Annotated in this window: 26 protein-coding genes and 1 pseudogene; all 27 read left to right on the forward strand. The window is 63.7% G+C overall.

All coding sequences use genetic code 11. The features are described 5' to 3' along the window. A pseudogene (locus FHW85_RS21115) lies at positions 1–91 on the forward strand (elongation factor Tu); the annotation flags it as partial. 451 nt (positions 92–542) lie between these two features. Beyond that, positions 543–854, forward strand: coding sequence for a 30S ribosomal protein S10 (rpsJ, locus tag FHW85_RS21120; RefSeq protein ID WP_014402136.1), 312 nt, complete (start codon positions 543–545; stop codon positions 852–854). A gap of 20 nt (positions 855–874) precedes the next feature. Next, on the forward strand, positions 875–1516 hold the full coding sequence (gene rplC, locus FHW85_RS21125; RefSeq protein ID WP_167257939.1) for a 50S ribosomal protein L3: 642 nt from the start codon (positions 875–877) through the stop codon (positions 1514–1516). A gap of 11 nt (positions 1517–1527) precedes the next feature. Further along, complete coding sequence (gene rplD / locus FHW85_RS21130) at positions 1528–2130, forward strand: 50S ribosomal protein L4 (protein ID WP_167257937.1); 603 nt, start codon at positions 1528–1530, stop codon at positions 2128–2130. Then, positions 2127–2420, forward strand: a complete 294-nt coding sequence (gene rplW / locus FHW85_RS21135; protein WP_026635833.1) for a 50S ribosomal protein L23 — start codon at positions 2127–2129, stop codon at positions 2418–2420. Before rplD ends, rplW begins: the two co-directional genes overlap by 4 nt. 18 nt (positions 2421–2438) lie before the next feature. Continuing rightward, positions 2439–3260 (forward strand): 50S ribosomal protein L2, encoded by an 822-nt coding sequence (rplB, locus tag FHW85_RS21140; RefSeq protein ID WP_167257935.1) that lies wholly within the window; start codon positions 2439–2441, stop codon positions 3258–3260. Positions 3261–3272: 12 nt separating this feature from the next. Next, positions 3273–3545 (forward strand): 30S ribosomal protein S19, encoded by a 273-nt coding sequence (gene rpsS / locus FHW85_RS21145; protein ID WP_026635835.1) that lies wholly within the window; start codon positions 3273–3275, stop codon positions 3543–3545. Further along, positions 3545–3880 (forward strand): 50S ribosomal protein L22, encoded by a 336-nt coding sequence (rplV, locus tag FHW85_RS21150; RefSeq protein WP_026635836.1) that lies wholly within the window; start codon positions 3545–3547, stop codon positions 3878–3880. Before rpsS ends, rplV begins: the two co-directional genes overlap by 1 nt. Before the next feature lie 15 nt (positions 3881–3895). Then, the gene (rpsC, locus tag FHW85_RS21155; protein ID WP_167257933.1) at positions 3896–4645 is read left to right on the forward strand and encodes a 30S ribosomal protein S3; all 750 of its coding nucleotides are present in this window, start codon (positions 3896–3898) and stop codon (positions 4643–4645) included. An 11-nt stretch (positions 4646–4656) separates the two neighbouring features. Continuing rightward, entirely contained in the window at positions 4657–5070 is a 414-nt protein-coding gene (gene rplP, locus FHW85_RS21160; protein ID WP_026635838.1) for a 50S ribosomal protein L16, read from the forward strand. Beyond that, positions 5070–5255 (forward strand): 50S ribosomal protein L29, encoded by a 186-nt coding sequence (rpmC, locus tag FHW85_RS21165; RefSeq protein ID WP_167257931.1) that lies wholly within the window; start codon positions 5070–5072, stop codon positions 5253–5255. The genes rplP and rpmC overlap by 1 nt, the downstream gene beginning before the upstream one ends. An 11-nt stretch (positions 5256–5266) precedes the next feature. Further along, positions 5267–5527, forward strand: coding sequence for a 30S ribosomal protein S17 (gene rpsQ, locus FHW85_RS21170; protein ID WP_167257929.1), 261 nt, complete (start codon positions 5267–5269; stop codon positions 5525–5527). A 15-nt stretch (positions 5528–5542) separates the two neighbouring features. Continuing rightward, positions 5543–5911 carry a 50S ribosomal protein L14 gene (rplN, locus tag FHW85_RS21175; RefSeq protein ID WP_026635841.1) on the forward strand — a complete coding sequence of 123 codons (369 nt, stop codon included), beginning with the start codon at positions 5543–5545 and terminating at the stop codon, positions 5909–5911. A gap of 13 nt (positions 5912–5924) precedes the next feature. After that, positions 5925–6236: a 50S ribosomal protein L24 gene (gene rplX, locus FHW85_RS21180; RefSeq protein WP_167257927.1), complete on the forward strand. Its 312-nt coding sequence runs from the start codon at positions 5925–5927 to the stop codon at positions 6234–6236. Between the two features lie 12 nt (positions 6237–6248). Further along, a complete protein-coding gene (rplE, locus tag FHW85_RS21185; RefSeq protein WP_167257925.1) occupies positions 6249–6788 on the forward strand; it encodes a 50S ribosomal protein L5 in 540 nt (179 codons plus the stop codon). Positions 6789–6805: 17 nt separating this feature from the next. Further along, a complete protein-coding gene (gene rpsN, locus FHW85_RS21190; RefSeq protein ID WP_167257923.1) occupies positions 6806–7111 on the forward strand; it encodes a 30S ribosomal protein S14 in 306 nt (101 codons plus the stop codon). A gap of 233 nt (positions 7112–7344) precedes the next feature. After that, positions 7345–7740 carry a 30S ribosomal protein S8 gene (gene rpsH / locus FHW85_RS21195; RefSeq protein ID WP_167257921.1) on the forward strand — a complete coding sequence of 132 codons (396 nt, stop codon included), beginning with the start codon at positions 7345–7347 and terminating at the stop codon, positions 7738–7740. A gap of 10 nt (positions 7741–7750) precedes the next feature. Next, entirely contained in the window at positions 7751–8278 is a 528-nt protein-coding gene (gene rplF / locus FHW85_RS21200) for a 50S ribosomal protein L6 (protein ID WP_167257919.1), read from the forward strand. Positions 8279–8322: 44 nt separating this feature from the next. Then, the gene (gene rplR, locus FHW85_RS21205; RefSeq protein WP_026635847.1) at positions 8323–8676 is read left to right on the forward strand and encodes a 50S ribosomal protein L18; all 354 of its coding nucleotides are present in this window, start codon (positions 8323–8325) and stop codon (positions 8674–8676) included. Between the two features lie 113 nt (positions 8677–8789). Beyond that, positions 8790–9299, forward strand: coding sequence for a 30S ribosomal protein S5 (rpsE, locus tag FHW85_RS21210; RefSeq protein WP_167257917.1), 510 nt, complete (start codon positions 8790–8792; stop codon positions 9297–9299). Continuing rightward, positions 9292–9480, forward strand: a complete 189-nt coding sequence (gene rpmD, locus FHW85_RS21215) for a 50S ribosomal protein L30 (protein WP_026635849.1) — start codon at positions 9292–9294, stop codon at positions 9478–9480. Before rpsE ends, rpmD begins: the two co-directional genes overlap by 8 nt. Positions 9481–9485: 5 nt before the next feature. Beyond that, positions 9486–9917, forward strand: a complete 432-nt coding sequence (rplO, locus tag FHW85_RS21220; protein WP_167257915.1) for a 50S ribosomal protein L15 — start codon at positions 9486–9488, stop codon at positions 9915–9917. Positions 9918–9921: 4 nt separating this feature from the next. Further along, the gene (secY, locus tag FHW85_RS21225; protein WP_167257913.1) at positions 9922–11247 is read left to right on the forward strand and encodes a preprotein translocase subunit SecY; all 1326 of its coding nucleotides are present in this window, start codon (positions 9922–9924) and stop codon (positions 11245–11247) included. A 135-nt stretch (positions 11248–11382) separates the two neighbouring features. Then, complete coding sequence (rpsM, locus tag FHW85_RS21230; RefSeq protein ID WP_167257911.1) at positions 11383–11739, forward strand: 30S ribosomal protein S13; 357 nt, start codon at positions 11383–11385, stop codon at positions 11737–11739. Between the two features lie 12 nt (positions 11740–11751). Next, entirely contained in the window at positions 11752–12138 is a 387-nt protein-coding gene (gene rpsK / locus FHW85_RS21235) for a 30S ribosomal protein S11 (protein WP_007513384.1), read from the forward strand. A gap of 13 nt (positions 12139–12151) precedes the next feature. Continuing rightward, positions 12152–12778 carry a 30S ribosomal protein S4 gene (rpsD, locus tag FHW85_RS21240; RefSeq protein ID WP_026635853.1) on the forward strand — a complete coding sequence of 209 codons (627 nt, stop codon included), beginning with the start codon at positions 12152–12154 and terminating at the stop codon, positions 12776–12778. A 15-nt stretch (positions 12779–12793) separates the two neighbouring features. After that, on the forward strand, positions 12794–13792 hold the full coding sequence (rpoA, locus tag FHW85_RS21245; protein ID WP_167257909.1) for a DNA-directed RNA polymerase subunit alpha: 999 nt from the start codon (positions 12794–12796) through the stop codon (positions 13790–13792). Positions 13793–13834: the final 42 nt, after the last annotated feature.

Consider the following 13834-nt stretch of genomic DNA (forward strand, 5'->3'; position numbering starts at 1 on the left):
GCCGATCGCGATGACGGACGGCCTGCGCTTCGCGATCCGCGAAGGTGGCCGCACCGTCGGCGCCGGCGTCGTCGCCAAGATCACCAAGTAAGTAGCCCGCCTTCGGGCGAGCGAACACCGGGTCTGAAAGAGCGGGGCGCAAGCCCTGCTCTTTTTTTGCCTGTTTTTTGCGCAAAGGGCTTCCCATCGAGCTGATGTTCCTATATGCTTGATAAGTTATCCCTTTGCATTCGGGCCTGATCGCTCGAGGCACACAGCGAAATGAGGTGCAGGACGCGCTTCGAGTTCGCATACAAGGACGTTGCGGGGTCGCATGACGGCAGAGTGACCGCTCTGTTGCCATTTGCGTTTTCGCGTTCTATACTTTTTCGTCTGGGCAGACCGATACCGTCGGTCTGCCCGGTCTTTTAGGGGTCGAATCGCCGGGATTTCCCGGCAGCCGTCGACCCCTTTGCTGCACCAGGTAGTACCAAGGGTTGTGCGGAATGGTGAGAAGCCATTCCGAATCACAGAATCGTTCTTTAGATAACAGGACACGGTTTATGGCGAACCAAAAGATTCGCATCCGGCTCAAGGCGTTCGATCATCGTCTGATCGACCGTTCGGCCAGCGAAATCGTCGAGACGGCCAAGCGCACCGGCGCCACGGTCCTCGGCCCGATCCCGCTGCCGACCAAGATCGAGCGTTACACCATTCTGGTGTCGCCGCACGTCGACAAAGATGCCCGCGACCAGTACGAAACCCGTACCCACAAGCGCGTGCTCGATATCGTTGACCCCAACGACAAGACCGTGGACGCGCTCATGAAGCTTGATCTCGCCGCTGGCGTCGATGTTCAGATCAAGCTCGGCTGAGCGATAGACAGGATACGAAGATGAGTATCGGACTGGTTGGCCGCAAGTGCGGCATGAGCCGACTCTTCACTGAAGATGGACGCTCGATTCCGGTGACGCTGATTGAAGCCACCCCGAATCGCGTCACCCAGCTGAAGACGGAAGATAACGATGGTTACAGCGCTGTGCAGGTCGCGGCGGGCGTCAAGCGCGCCAGCCTGCTGACCCAGCCGCTGAAGGGTCACTACGCCAAGGCGAAGGTCGAGCCGGGTCGTGGTCTGTGGGAGTTCCGCGTGACTGCCGACGAGCTCGGCAAGTACAGCGTGGGCACCGAGATCAAGGCCGATGACGTGTTCCAGGTGGGTCAGATCGTTGACGTCGCCGGCGTGTCGAAGGGCAAGGGCTTCCAGGGCACCATCAAGCGCCACAACTTCACCATGGGTGATGCCACCCACGGTAACTCGCTGTCGCACCGCTCGCCGGGTTCTATCGGCCAGCGCCAGACCCCGGGTCGCGTGTTCCCCGGCAAGAAGATGTCCGGCCACATGGGTGCGGTGAACCGCACGCAGCAGGGTCTGGAAGTGGTCAAGGTCGACGCCGAGCGTCATCTGATCGCGATCAAGGGCGCAGTCCCCGGTGCTACCGGTGGCGACGTCGTGATCCGTCCGACCACCAAGGGTTGAGGAGAGACGCCATGGAACTGAATGTCATTGGCGCCAAGCCGCTCAACGTGTCGGACGAAGTGTTCGGCGGTGAGTTCAAGCAGGCCCTGATCCACCAGGTGGTCGTTGCCTACCAGGCCGGCGGTCGCGCCGGTACCAAGGCGCAGCTGTCGCGTGGTGAGCTGTCGGGTACCACCAAGAAGTTCAAGAAGCAGAAGGGCGGCGGCGCCCGTCACGGCGACTACCGCGCCCCGATCTTTGTCGGCGGCGGTGTCACCTTCGCGGCGAAGCCCCGCAACTTCGAACAGAAAGTCAACCGCAAGGCCTATCGCGTGGCGCTGCGCTCCATTCTCGCGGAGCTCAATCGCCAGGGTCGCCTGAAGGTGGTCGAGAGCTTCGGCATCGACACCCCGAAGACCAAGGCGATGGTTGCCAAGCTGGCCGAGCTGCAGGTTTCCGGTCGTGTGCTGCTGGTGTCGGAAGATGCCAACGAAGCCACCTTCCTGGCTGCCCGCAACATCCCGTACATCCACGTGGTGGACGTGCTGGCGCTGAACCCGGTGAGCCTGGTCGGTTCGGATCACATCGTCATGACCGTCGATGCGGTGAAGAAGATCGAGGAGTGGCTGGCATGAGCAACGAACGCATTCTCAACACGCTGCGCGCGCCGCACATCTCCGAGAAGGCGGCCCGTCTTGCCGAGGGCAACCAGTACGTTTTCGTGGTCGCGCCCGACGCGACCAAGGCCGATGTCCGCGCGGCGGTGGAGCAGATGTTCGACGTCAAGGTCGAGCAGGTGAACCTCGTCAACGCCAAGGGCAAGGTCAAGTCCTTCCGTTTCCGCGCTGGCAACCGCCAGGGCAAGCGCAAGGCCTACGTGCGCCTGGCCGATGGGCAGACCATCGACGTGGCGGCCAAGGCCTGAGCCAGGAGTTGAATTGAGATGGCACTGATCACTCACAAGCCGACCTCGGCCGGACGCCGCGACGCAGTCAGCGTGCGTACCCCGGGCCTGCACAAGGGCGCGCCGTACGCGCCGTTGACCGAAGCCCAGTCCAAGACCGGCGGTCGCAACCATTACGGTCGCATCACCGTTCGTCACCAGGGCGGCGGTCATAAGCAGCGTTACCGCATCATCGACTTCAAGCGCGACAAGGAAGGCATCGTCGCCCAGGTCGAGCGCATCGAATACGATCCGAACCGCACCGCGCACATCGCGCTGCTGTGCTACGCCGACGGCGAGCGCCGCTACATCATCGCCCCGAAGGGCGTGCAGGCGGGCGACCGCCTGGTGTCGGGCCACGATGCGCCGATCAAGGCCGGCAACAGCCTGCCGCTGCGCAACATCCCGGTCGGTTCGACCGTGCACTGCATCGAGATGAAGCCCGGCAAGGGCGCGCAGATCGCCCGCAGCGCCGGCGCTTCCGTCCAGCTGGTGGCCCGCGAGTCCGGCTACGCCACGCTGCGCCTGCGCTCCGGCGAAATGCGCCGCGTGCCGGTCGACTGCCGCGCCACCATCGGTGAAGTCGGCAACGGCGAGCACAGCCTGAAGAAGCTCGGCAAGGCCGGCGCCAAGCGTTGGAAGGGCATCCGCCCGACCGTCCGCGGCGTCGCCATGAACCCGGTCGACCATCCGCATGGCGGTGGTGAAGGCAAGACCTCCGGCGGCCGTCATCCGGTCAGCCCGTGGGGCACGCCGGCCAAGGGCTACAAGACCCGTAACAACAAGCGCACGCAGCAGTTCATCGTGCGTCGCCGCAAGTAACAGGAAACCGTCATGCCGCGTTCATTGAAGAAAGGTCCTTTCGTCGACCTTCACCTCGTGAAGAAGGTGGAAGCTGCGGTTTCCACCAACAACAAGCGTCCGATCAAGACCTGGTCGCGCCGCTCGATGATCCTGCCGGAAATGGTGGGATTGACCATCGCCATCCACAACGGTCGCCAGCACGTGCCGGTGCTCGTCAACGAGAACATGGTCGGGCACAAGCTCGGCGAGTTCGCGGTGACCCGCACCTTCAAGGGCCATGGCGGCGATAAGAAGGGCAAGTGATGAGCACCGAAGCCAAAGCAATCCTGCGCAGCGCCCGCATTTCGGCGCAGAAGGTGCGCCTGGTGGCTGACCTGGTCCGCGGCATGCCCGTGGGCCGTGCCAGCGACGTGCTCCAGTTCACCAACAAGAAGGCCGCGCACATCGTTCGTAAGGTGCTGCTGTCGGCCGTCGCCAACGCCGAGAACAACCTCGGCGCCGACGTCGACGAGCTGAAGATCGCTCGCATCTTCGTCGACGAAGGTCCGGCGATGAAGCGCATGTACGCGCGCGCCAAAGGCCGCGGTTCTCGCATCCTGAAGCGCACGAGCCACATCACTGTGGTCGTTGGCAACTGACTGGGGATATAGACGATGGGTCATAAAGTTCATCCCACCGGTATCCGCCTCGGCATTGCCAAGGACTGGAACTCGAAGTGGTACGCCAATAAGGGCGAATACGCCCAGTACCTCGCTGCCGACCTGAAGGTCCGCGAGATGCTGCGCAAGAAGCTGGCCCAGGCCGGCATCTCGAAGATCCAGATCGAGCGCCCGGCCAAGACCGCGCGCGTGACGATCCACACCGCCCGTCCGGGCGTGGTGATCGGCAAGAAGGGCGAGGACATCGAGAAGCTGCGCAAGGAAGTCAGCCAGCTGATGGGCGTCCCGGCGCACATCAACGTCAGCGAGGTGCGCAAGCCCGAGCTCGACGCGCAGCTGGTGGCCGAGTCGATCGCGCAGCAGCTCGAGCGCCGCATCATGTTCCGCCGCGCCATGAAGCGCTCGGTCGGCAACGCGATGCGCCTCGGCGCCCTGGGCATCAAGATCAACGTGTCCGGTCGTCTGAACGGCGCCGAGATCGCCCGCTCCGAGTGGGCCCGCGAAGGCCGCGTGCCGCTGCACACCCTGCGTGCGGACATCGACTACGGCTTCGCCGAAGCGCACACCACCTACGGTGTCATCGGCATCAAGGTGTGGATCTACAAGGGCGAAATCTTCGACCTGGCGCAGGTTGGCCAGGAAGCGAAGGAAGAGCCGTCGCAGCCGCGCCGCGAAGGTGGCGAGGGTCGTCGTGAATCGCGTCGCGAGGGCGGTGAAGGCCGTCGCGAGCGGACGGCGAAGTAAGGAGAGTTGCCATGTTGCAACCTAAGCGAACCAAATTCCGCAAGCAGTTCAAGGGCCGCAACGACGGTCTGGCGTTCAGCTCGAACCTCGTGAGCTTCGGCGAATACGGCCTCAAGGCCACCACTCATGGCGCGCTGACCGCGCGCCAGATCGAGGCGGCCCGCCGTTGCATCACCCGCTTCGTGAAGCGTGGCGGCAAGCTGTGGATCCGCGTGTTCCCGGACAAGCCGATCACCAAGAAGCCGATCGAAGTCCGAATGGGCGCGGGTAAGGGTGGCGTCGAGTACTGGGTCGCTCCGATCCAGCCCGGCCGCATGCTCTATGAAATCGAGGGCGTCGACGAAGCCACGGCCCGTGAGGCGTTCCGCCTCGCCGCCGCCAAGCTGTCGGTGCAGACCCAGTTCGTATCCCGAGCGGTGATGTGATGGCCATGAACGATCTGATCAACAAAACGGCCGACGAGCTGAAGCAGCATCTGCTGGACCTGCGCAAGGAGCAGTTCAACCTGCGCATGCAGAAGGGCACCGGCCAGCTCAACCAGCCGCACCAGCTGCGCCGCGTTCGGCGCGACATCGCCCGCGCGAAGTTCGCGCTCGGCGGCAAGAAGTAAGGACGGCGGATATGAGCGATAACCAGAAGCAGGCGCGCACCCTCGAGGGCCGCGTCATCAGCAACAAGATGGACAAGACGGTGACCGTCCTGATCGAGCGCCAGGTGCAGCACGGCCTGCTGGGCAAGATCATCCGCCGGTCGACCAAGCTGCATGCGCAGGACGACCTCGGTGCAAACGAGGGCGACCTGGTGCGCATCGCGGAATGCCGCCCGCTGTCCAAGACCAAGCATCACCGCGTGGTCGAAATCGTCACTCGCGCGGTCGGCTAAGGGGAGGGTGCAGACATGATCCAGATGCAAAGCACGCTTTCCGCGGCGGACAACAGCGGCGCGAAGGAACTGATGTGCATCAAGGTGCTCGGCGGCTCCAAGCGCCGTTACGCCGCGATCGGTGACGTGATCAAGGTCACCGTGAAGGATGCCATTCCGCGTGGCAAGGTGAAGAAGGGCGAGGTGTACAACGCCGTGGTGGTCCGTACCGCCAAGGGTGTGCGTCGTCCGGACGGCTCGCTGATCCGTTTCGACGGCAACGCGGCGGTCCTTCTCAACAACAAGCTCGAGCCGATCGGCACCCGTATCTTCGGGCCGGTCACTCGCGAGCTGCGCAGCGAGCGCTTCATGAAGATCGTCTCGCTCGCACCCGAAGTGCTCTGAGCGGAGGCTAGACATGAACCGTATCCGCAAGGGTGATCAGGTCATCGTGATCACCGGCAAAAACAAGGGCCAGCGCGGCGACGTGCTGCGCGTGGATGGCGATCGCGTGTTCGTCTCCAACGTCAACGTGGTCAAGCGTCACACCAAGCCGAATCCTCAGGCCAACCAGGCCGGCGGCATCGTCGAGCGTGAGGCTTCGATCCATATCTCCAATGTGCAGCTGTTCAACCCCGCTCAGAACAAGGGTGAACGCGTGGGCTTCAAGACGCTCGAAGATGGGCGCAAGGTCCGCGTGTTCAGTTCTGGCGAGGTCGTGGACGCGTAAGGAACACAAGTCATGACGCGCCTTGAAAAGTTTTATAAAGACGAAGTAGTCAAGAAGCTCACCGAGCGCTTTGGCTACGAGAACGTGATGCAGGTTCCCCGCATCACCAAGATCACGCTGAACATGGGCGTGGGCGAAGCGGCGGCGAACAAGAAGGTTCTTGAGAACGCCGTGGCCGACATGGCCAAGATCTCCGGCCAGAAGCCGATCCAGACCAAGGCGCGCGTTTCCGTCGCCTCGTTCAAGATCCGCGACGGCTGGCCGATCGGCTGCAAGGTCACCCTGCGCCGTGCCCAGATGTGGGAATTCTTCGATCGCCTGATCAACATCTCGCTGCCCCGTACCCGCGACTTCCGCGGCGTGTCGGGCCGCGCCTTCGATGGCCGTGGCAACTACAACTTCGGCATCAAGGAACAGATCATCTTCCCGGAAATCGACTTCGACGCCGTCGACGCGATGCGTGGCATGGATATCTCCATCACCACCACCGCCAAGTCGGACGAAGAGGCCAAGGCCTTGCTGGAAGCCTTCAGCTTCCCGTTCCGCAACTAAGAGAGCGCGAGAGATTTATGGCTAAGACCTCGATGATCAACCGCGATCTCAAGCGGACCAAGCTCGCCAAGAAGTACGCCGCCAAGCGTGCGGAACTGAAGGCGATCGTGCTGAGCCCCACCGCCTCGTACGACGAGAAGATGGAAGCCCAGACCAAGCTGCAGAAGCTGCCGCGCGACGCCAGCCCGACCCGTCAGCGCACCCGTTGCGCCCTGACCGGCCGTCCGCGCGCCGTGTACCAGAAGTTCGGCCTGGGCCGCAACAAGCTGCGCGAAGCCACCATGCGTGGCGATGTGCCCGGCCTGCGCAAGTCCAGCTGGTAAGCAAGACCTGTTAAACGACCCGCCCGGGCCTGGCCCGGGCGGGTTCATACGTCCGGGGGCGGGCTGTTCCAGTGCCGCCGCCGATGCGAAACGCGTGCCGTTATTCGCAAAACCGGAAAAGAGCTGATATAGTCGACAGTCTGCGCAAAGCAGACCGGCGCCTATGCCGGCTTACAACTCAATATTGATTTCCGGTTTTATCGGATATCGGTGCACTCTGAAGGATGTTTTTCATGAGCATGACTGATCCCATCGCCGATCTGTTTACGCGCATCCGCAATGCCCAGGCTACGGGCAAGCAGGCTGTCAGCGTGCCGTCGTCGAAGCTGAAGGTGGCCATCGCCAACCTTCTCAAGAACGAGGGCTACATCCTCGACGCCAAGACTTCCTCGCAGGAAGGCAAGCCGGTGCTCGAGATCAAGCTCAAGTATTTCGAGGGCCGCCCGGCCATCGAGAGCATTTCCCGCGTCAGCCGCTCGGGCCTCCGCGTGTACCGCGGCAAGGACCAGCTGCCGAAGGTCCTGGGTGGCCTGGGTATCTCGATCATCTCGACGTCCGCCGGTCTGCTGACCGATGCCCAGGCTCGCGCCAAGGGCCTCGGCGGTGAAGTCATCGGCCAGGTCGCCTAAGGAGCCGACGATGTCCCGTGTAGCCAAGAAGATCATCAATCTGCCCAAGGGCGTCGAGCTGAAGGCTGGCGCTGAAGGCATCTCCGTCAAGGGCCCGAAGGGCACCCTGTCCACGCACAACCTGCCGGGCGTGTCCGTGGCCGTCGATAACGGCAACGTGAGCATCGTGCTGGCCGAGGGCGCGGACCACAAGTTCGGCGGCACCGCGCGTGCGCTGCTGGCCAACATGGTCAAGGGCGTGTCGGACGGCTACGAGCGCAAGCTCGAGCTGGTCGGCGTCGGTTACCGTGCCGCCATGCAGGGCAAGGCGCTGAACCTGAGCCTGGGCTTCTCCCATCCGGTCGTGTTCAACGCTCCGGAAGGCATCACGCTGGAGACCCCGACGCAGACCGAAATCCTGATCAAGGGTTCGGACAAGCAGCTCGTGGGCGAAGTGGCCGCCAAGATCCGTGGCTATCGTCCGCCGGAGCCGTACAAGGGCAAGGGCGTGCGCTATGCCGGCGAGAAGATCACCCTGAAGGAAGCCAAGAAGGCCTAAGGCGCTGAAAAGCGCGTGCCTATCCGCTTCCTGGAGAGAACACGATGAACAAGAACGAATCCCGCCTGCGTCGCGCCAAGTCCACCCGCTCGCACATCCGCAAGCTGGGCGTGGCCCGCCTGTCCGTGCATCGCACCGGCCAGCACCTCTATGCCCAGGTGTTCGACGCCTCGGGCAAGAACGTGGTTGCCGCTGCCTCGACGGTGCAGAAGTCGATCGCCGAAGGCCTGAAGGGCACCAAGAACATCGAAGCCGCCACTGCCGTAGGCAAGGCGATCGCCGAGCGCGCCAAGGCCGCCGGTATCGAAGCCGTGGCGTTCGACCGTTCGGGTTTCCGCTATCACGGTCGCATCAAGGCTCTGGCCGATGCGGCGCGCGAAGCCGGCCTGAAGTTCTAAGCACCAAGGGGCAGGGCTCTGCGTAGCGCCTGCCCCATCAGCTGTACCTACAACTCCAAGCGGCCCAGCCGCAAGCAAAAGTCCCGGATCTTCCGGGCATGACGGAAAAGAATATGTCTTCTACCGATCGCGAAAATTCAGACGGCCTGCTCGAGAAGCTGATCGCCGTCAACCGCGTGGCCAAGACCGTGAAGGGTGGCCGCCAGATGAGCTTCACCGCGCTGACCGTGGTGGGCGACGGCGAAGGCCGCGTCGGCTTCGGCTATGGCAAGGCGCGCGAAGTGCCGGTCGCCATCTCCAAGGCCATGGAACGCGCCCGCCGCAACATGGTCGCCGTTGACCTCAACAACGGCACGCTGTGGTACGCCGTGAAGGCCAACCACGGTGCGGCCCGCGTGTTCATGCAGCCGGCTTCCGAAGGTACCGGCGTGATCGCCGGCGGCGCCATGCGCGCCGTGCTGGAAGTGGTCGGCGTAAAGAACGTGCTGGCCAAGGCCGTCGGCTCGCGCAATCCGATCAACCTGGTGCGCGCCACCATCAAGGGCCTGCAGGCCGTCGCCTCGCCGAAGCAGATCGCTGCCAAGCGCGGCAAGACCGTTGAAGAGGTGCTGGGCAATGGCTAACAACGAAAAGACCGTCCGCGTCCGCCTAGTCAAGGGCCTGCGCGGCGTGCAGAGCCGTCATCGCCTGAGCGTCAAGGCGCTCGGCCTGAACAAGCTCAACGACGTCCGTGAACTGAAGGACAGCCCGCAGGTGCGTGGTCTGATCAACACGGTCTACTACCTGGTCCGGGTCGAGGAGTAAGCATCATGCGTCTGAATGACATCAAGCCGGCCGCTGGCGCCCGCAAGACCCGCCTTCGCGTGGGTCGAGGCATCGGTTCGGGCCTGGGCAAGACCGCCGGCCGCGGCCACAAGGGTCAGCACGCCCGCGCTGGCGGCACCCACAAGTACGGCTTCGAGGGCGGCCAGATGCCGCTGCAGCGTCGCCTGCCGAAGGTCGGCTTCCGTTCGAAGAAGAAGGCCGAGAGCCAGGAAGTGTTCCTGTATCAGCTGGCCAACCTCAAGGCTGACGTGATCGACGTGGTCGTCCTGCACCAGGCCGGCCTGATCGACAGCAACGCCAAGAAGGTCAAGGTCGTCGCCAAGGGCGAGATCGGCCGCGCGGTCAAGCTGTCGGGCGTGCTCGCCACGGCCGGCGCCAAGGCAGCCATCGAGGCTGCCGGCGGCAGCGTGGAGTAATCACGTGGCGGCAGCCAAGGGCCCTTCGCTCGGATCGCTCGGCAAGCTGACCGAACTGCGTCAGCGCATCTTCTTCGTGATTGGTGCGCTGATCGTTTTTCGCCTCGGTTCGTTCATTCCCGTTCCGGGCGTCAACCCGGAAGCGATGACCAGCCTGATTGAATCGGGCGGCGGCCTGATGAACATGTTCAACATGTTCTCGGGCGGCTCGCTGGCCCGCTTCTCGGTGTTCGCGCTCGGCGTGGTGCCGTACATCTCGGCATCCATCGTGGTGCAGATGATGGGCGCGGTCATTCCGAGCCTGCAGGCGCTGCGCAAGGAAGGCGAGTCGGGTCGTCGCAAGATGACCACGTACACCCGCTTCGGCACGGTCGGCCTCGCGGCCTTCCAGGCCTTCGGCATCGCGGTGGCCCTGCAGAAGCAGGTCGCCAACGGCGGCGCGCCGGTGGTCTATACGCCGGGCATGGGCTTCATCATGGCTTCGGTGGTCGGTCTCACGGCCGGCACCATGTTCCTGATGTGGCTGGGCGAGCAGATCACCGAGCGCGGCATCGGCAACGGCATTTCGCTGCTGATCTTCGCCGGCATCGTGGCGGGCCTGCCCGGTGCGGTGGCGCACACCCTGGGCATGGCCAGCAACGGCGAGCTCAGCGTGATCCGCATGATCATGGTGGTGGGCCTGATCCTGGCCGTGACGGCCTTCGTGGTGTTCATGGAGCGTGCCCAACGGCAGATCACCGTGAACTACGCAAGGCGTTCCGGTGGGCAGCGGGCCTACATGAACCAGACCTCGCACCTGCCGCTGAAGATCAACATGGCTGGCGTGATCCCCCCGATCTTCGCCTCCAGCCTGCTGATGTTCCCGGCCACGGCTGCCACCTGGTTCACCGCCGGCAACCAGTCGCGCTGGCTGCAGGAGCTCACCCAGGCGCTGACGCCGGGCGAGCCGCTGTATGACATCGTGTTTGCGGTCCTGGTCATCACCTTCGCCTTCTTCTATACGGCGATCGTGTTCAATTCCCAGGAAACCGCCGACAACCTCAAGCGGTCGGGTGCGCTCATTCCAGGCATCCGTCCGGGTCGTTCGACGGCCGACTACATCGACAACGTGATGACCCGCCTCACCGGCGTCGGCGCGTTGTACCTGGTGCTGGTCTGTCTGGTGCCGTCGTTCATGCAAAAGGCTTGGCACGTTCCGTTCTACTTCGGCGGCACCTCTCTGCTGATCGTCGTGGTCGTGGTGATGGACTTCACTGCTCAGGTGCAGGCGCATCTGGTCAGTCACCAATATGAAAGTCTGCTCAAGAAGGCCAATCTCCGCCGCAACTGAGGCTGCTGGGGCGACGGAGTAGGGGCCTAAATCGGAGAGCGGCGGCACCTAGGGGCCGCAGGGCTTTCCTGTCGGGATAATTCAGGTTAGAATTGCGCGTTTACCGCGCACGAAACGCATCGGAGAAAGTACATCATGGCGCGCATCGCGGGTGTCAATTTGCCGGTCCACAAGCATGTGTGGGTTGGCCTGCAGAGCATTTACGGCATCGGCCGCAGCCGGGCCAAGAAGGTCTGCGCGGACGCTGGCGTGGTTCCCACCACGCCGATCAAGTCCCTCAGCGAGGGCGAGGTGGAGAAGCTCCGCCAGGAAATCGGCAAGTACGTCGTCGAAGGCGACCTGCGCCGTGAAGTCGGTATCGCCATCAAGCGCTTGATGGACCTGGGTTGCTACCGCGGCCTGCGTCATCGCCGTGGCTTGCCGGTGCGCGGCCAGCGCACGCGTACCAACGCCCGTACCCGCAAGGGTCCGCGCCGCGCGATCAAGAAGTAACGGATTCCTATCATGGCTAAGCCCGTCAAGACCAAGAAGAAGATCAAGCGCGTTGTCACGGATGCCGTGGCCCACGTGCAGGCCTCCTTCAACAACACCATCGTCACCATCACCGATCGCCAGGGCAACGCCCTGTCGTGGGCGACTGCCGGCGGCGCGGGTTTCCGCGGCTCCCGCAAGTCCACCCCGTTCGCTGCCCAGGTGGCCGCCGAGAAGGCCGGCCGCGCTGCTGGCGACTACGGCGTGAAGACGGTGGAAGTGCGTATCAAGGGCCCCGGCCCGGGCCGCGAGTCGGCCGTGCGTTCGCTGAACGCGCTGGGCTACAAGGTCCTGAACATCATCGACGTCACGCCGATTCCGCATAACGGCTGCCGTCCCCCCAAGAAGCGTCGCGTCTAAGGAGCTATAGACCATGGCACGTTATCGTGGAGCTACCTGCAAACTCGCGCGTCGTGAGGGTTCGGACCTGAGCCTGAAGTCCCCGGCGCGCGCGATCGACTCCAAGTGCAAGCTGGAGAACAAGCCCGGCCAGCATGGCGCCAACAAGCGCATGCGCATGTCGGACTACGCCCTGCAGCTGCGTGAGAAGCAGAAGGTCAAGCGCATCTATGGTGTGCTCGAGCGTCAGTTCAGCAACTACTACAGCAAGGCGTCGACCCTCAAGGGCAACACCGGCGAGAACCTGCTGCGCCTGCTGGAAAGCCGTCTGGACAACGTCGTTTACCGCATGGGTTTCGCGGTCACCCGCGCCCAGGCCCGCCAGCTGGTCAGCCACAAGGCTGTGCTGGTCAACGGCAAGAAGGTCAACATTCCGTCCTACCAGGTCCGTCCGGGCGACCAGGTCGCGCTGACCGAGCGTGCGCGCACCCAGCTGCGCGTGCAGGAAGCGGCGACCGTGTTCGACACCATGGACCTGCGTCCGCAGTGGGTCGAAGTGGACGCCAAGAAGTTCGAAGGCACCTTCAAGGCTGTGCCGGATCGTGGTGATCTGCCGTCCGACATCAATGAAAGCCTGATCGTCGAGCTTTACTCGAAGTAATTACCGGAGCCCTGCATGGCAGTTTCGTCAACTAGCGTGCTGCGGCCTCGCGGCCTCAGCGTCGAGCAGCTCGCCCCGAACCGCGCCAAGGTCGTGGTCGAGCCGCTCGAGCGTGGTTTCGGCCACACCCTGGGCAACGCGCTGCGCCGCGTGTTGCTCTCCTCGATCCCCGGCAGCGCCATCGTCGAGGTCGAGATCGACGGCGTGCTTCATGAGTACACCACCCTCGAGGGTCTGCAGGAGGACGTGATCGAAGTCCTGCTCAACCTCAAGGAAGTGGCCATTCGCCAGCACACCGGCGACGAGGTCACGCTGACCCTGGCCAAGAAGGGCAAGGGCGTGGTCACCGCCGGCGACATCACGGTCGACCACACGGTCGAAATCGTGAATCCCGAGCACGTGATCTGCCACCTGACCAAGGACATCTCGCTCAACATGCGCCTGAAGGTGCGTCGCGGCGTCGGCTACCAGCCGGCCAGCTCGCGCCAGCATCCGGACGAGGAAGCTCGTCCGATCGGCCGCCTGCAGCTGGATGCCTCGTTCGCGCCGGTGCTGCGCGTGGCTTACGAAGTGGACGCCGCTCGTGTCGAGCAGCGCACCAACCTCGACAAGCTCGTGCTGGACATCGAGACCAACGGCACCATCGGTGCGGAAGACGCGGTCCGCAAGGCCGCCGAGATCCTCAACGACCAGCTGTCCGTGTTCGGTGACTTCTCGCGTCGCGAGAGCGCCACCGACAAGGCCGAGAAGGGCGGTTTCGACCCGCTGCTGCTGCGTCCGATCGACGATCTGGAGCTCACCGTGCGTTCGGCGAACTGCCTGAAGGCCGAGAGCATCTACTACATCGGCGACCTGGTGCAGAAGACCGAGGTCGAGCTGCTGAAGACGCCGAACCTGGGCAAGAAGTCGCTGACCGAGATCAAGGACGTCCTTGGCGGTCGTGGCCTGGCCCTGGGCATGAAGCTCGAAAACTGGCCGCCGCCGGGCCTGTCGCACGGCATGCAGCTGGGTTGATCAGCCTGATTTGATCAGTCCGATCTGATCAGTGTGTTTGGC

Source organism: Dyella sp. SG609, assembly GCF_012275375.1.
GTDB lineage: Bacteria > Pseudomonadota > Gammaproteobacteria > Xanthomonadales > Rhodanobacteraceae > Dyella_D > Dyella_D marensis.

What these genes read in the sequence shown, in the direction of transcription:
- rplW (WP_026635833.1), top strand. Translation starts at nt 2,127, where the DNA reads ATGAGCAACGAACGCATTCTCAACACGCTGCGCGCGCCGCACATCTCC.
- rpsS (WP_026635835.1), top strand. Translation starts at nt 3,273, where the DNA reads ATGCCGCGTTCATTGAAGAAAGGTCCTTTCGTCGACCTTCACCTCGTG.
- rpsD (WP_026635853.1), top strand. Translation starts at nt 12,152, where the DNA reads ATGGCACGTTATCGTGGAGCTACCTGCAAACTCGCGCGTCGTGAGGGT.
- rpmD (WP_026635849.1), top strand. Translation starts at nt 9,292, where the DNA reads ATGGCTAACAACGAAAAGACCGTCCGCGTCCGCCTAGTCAAGGGCCTG.
- rplN (WP_026635841.1), top strand. Translation starts at nt 5,543, where the DNA reads ATGATCCAGATGCAAAGCACGCTTTCCGCGGCGGACAACAGCGGCGCG.
- rplV (WP_026635836.1), top strand. Translation starts at nt 3,545, where the DNA reads ATGAGCACCGAAGCCAAAGCAATCCTGCGCAGCGCCCGCATTTCGGCG.
- rplR (WP_026635847.1), top strand. Translation starts at nt 8,323, where the DNA reads ATGAACAAGAACGAATCCCGCCTGCGTCGCGCCAAGTCCACCCGCTCG.
- rplX (WP_167257927.1), top strand. Translation starts at nt 5,925, where the DNA reads ATGAACCGTATCCGCAAGGGTGATCAGGTCATCGTGATCACCGGCAAA.
- rpsN (WP_167257923.1), top strand. Translation starts at nt 6,806, where the DNA reads ATGGCTAAGACCTCGATGATCAACCGCGATCTCAAGCGGACCAAGCTC.
- rplC (WP_167257939.1), top strand. Translation starts at nt 875, where the DNA reads ATGAGTATCGGACTGGTTGGCCGCAAGTGCGGCATGAGCCGACTCTTC.
- rpsC (WP_167257933.1), top strand. Translation starts at nt 3,896, where the DNA reads ATGGGTCATAAAGTTCATCCCACCGGTATCCGCCTCGGCATTGCCAAG.
- rplB (WP_167257935.1), top strand. Translation starts at nt 2,439, where the DNA reads ATGGCACTGATCACTCACAAGCCGACCTCGGCCGGACGCCGCGACGCA.
- rpsJ (WP_014402136.1), top strand. Translation starts at nt 543, where the DNA reads ATGGCGAACCAAAAGATTCGCATCCGGCTCAAGGCGTTCGATCATCGT.
- rpsQ (WP_167257929.1), top strand. Translation starts at nt 5,267, where the DNA reads ATGAGCGATAACCAGAAGCAGGCGCGCACCCTCGAGGGCCGCGTCATC.
- rpsM (WP_167257911.1), top strand. Translation starts at nt 11,383, where the DNA reads ATGGCGCGCATCGCGGGTGTCAATTTGCCGGTCCACAAGCATGTGTGG.
- rplF (WP_167257919.1), top strand. Translation starts at nt 7,751, where the DNA reads ATGTCCCGTGTAGCCAAGAAGATCATCAATCTGCCCAAGGGCGTCGAG.
- rplD (WP_167257937.1), top strand. Translation starts at nt 1,528, where the DNA reads ATGGAACTGAATGTCATTGGCGCCAAGCCGCTCAACGTGTCGGACGAA.
- rplE (WP_167257925.1), top strand. Translation starts at nt 6,249, where the DNA reads ATGACGCGCCTTGAAAAGTTTTATAAAGACGAAGTAGTCAAGAAGCTC.
- rpsH (WP_167257921.1), top strand. Translation starts at nt 7,345, where the DNA reads ATGAGCATGACTGATCCCATCGCCGATCTGTTTACGCGCATCCGCAAT.
- rplP (WP_026635838.1), top strand. Translation starts at nt 4,657, where the DNA reads ATGTTGCAACCTAAGCGAACCAAATTCCGCAAGCAGTTCAAGGGCCGC.
- rpsE (WP_167257917.1), top strand. Translation starts at nt 8,790, where the DNA reads ATGTCTTCTACCGATCGCGAAAATTCAGACGGCCTGCTCGAGAAGCTG.
- rplO (WP_167257915.1), top strand. Translation starts at nt 9,486, where the DNA reads ATGCGTCTGAATGACATCAAGCCGGCCGCTGGCGCCCGCAAGACCCGC.
- rpoA (WP_167257909.1), top strand. Translation starts at nt 12,794, where the DNA reads ATGGCAGTTTCGTCAACTAGCGTGCTGCGGCCTCGCGGCCTCAGCGTC.
- rpsK (WP_007513384.1), top strand. Translation starts at nt 11,752, where the DNA reads ATGGCTAAGCCCGTCAAGACCAAGAAGAAGATCAAGCGCGTTGTCACG.
- rpmC (WP_167257931.1), top strand. Translation starts at nt 5,070, where the DNA reads ATGGCCATGAACGATCTGATCAACAAAACGGCCGACGAGCTGAAGCAG.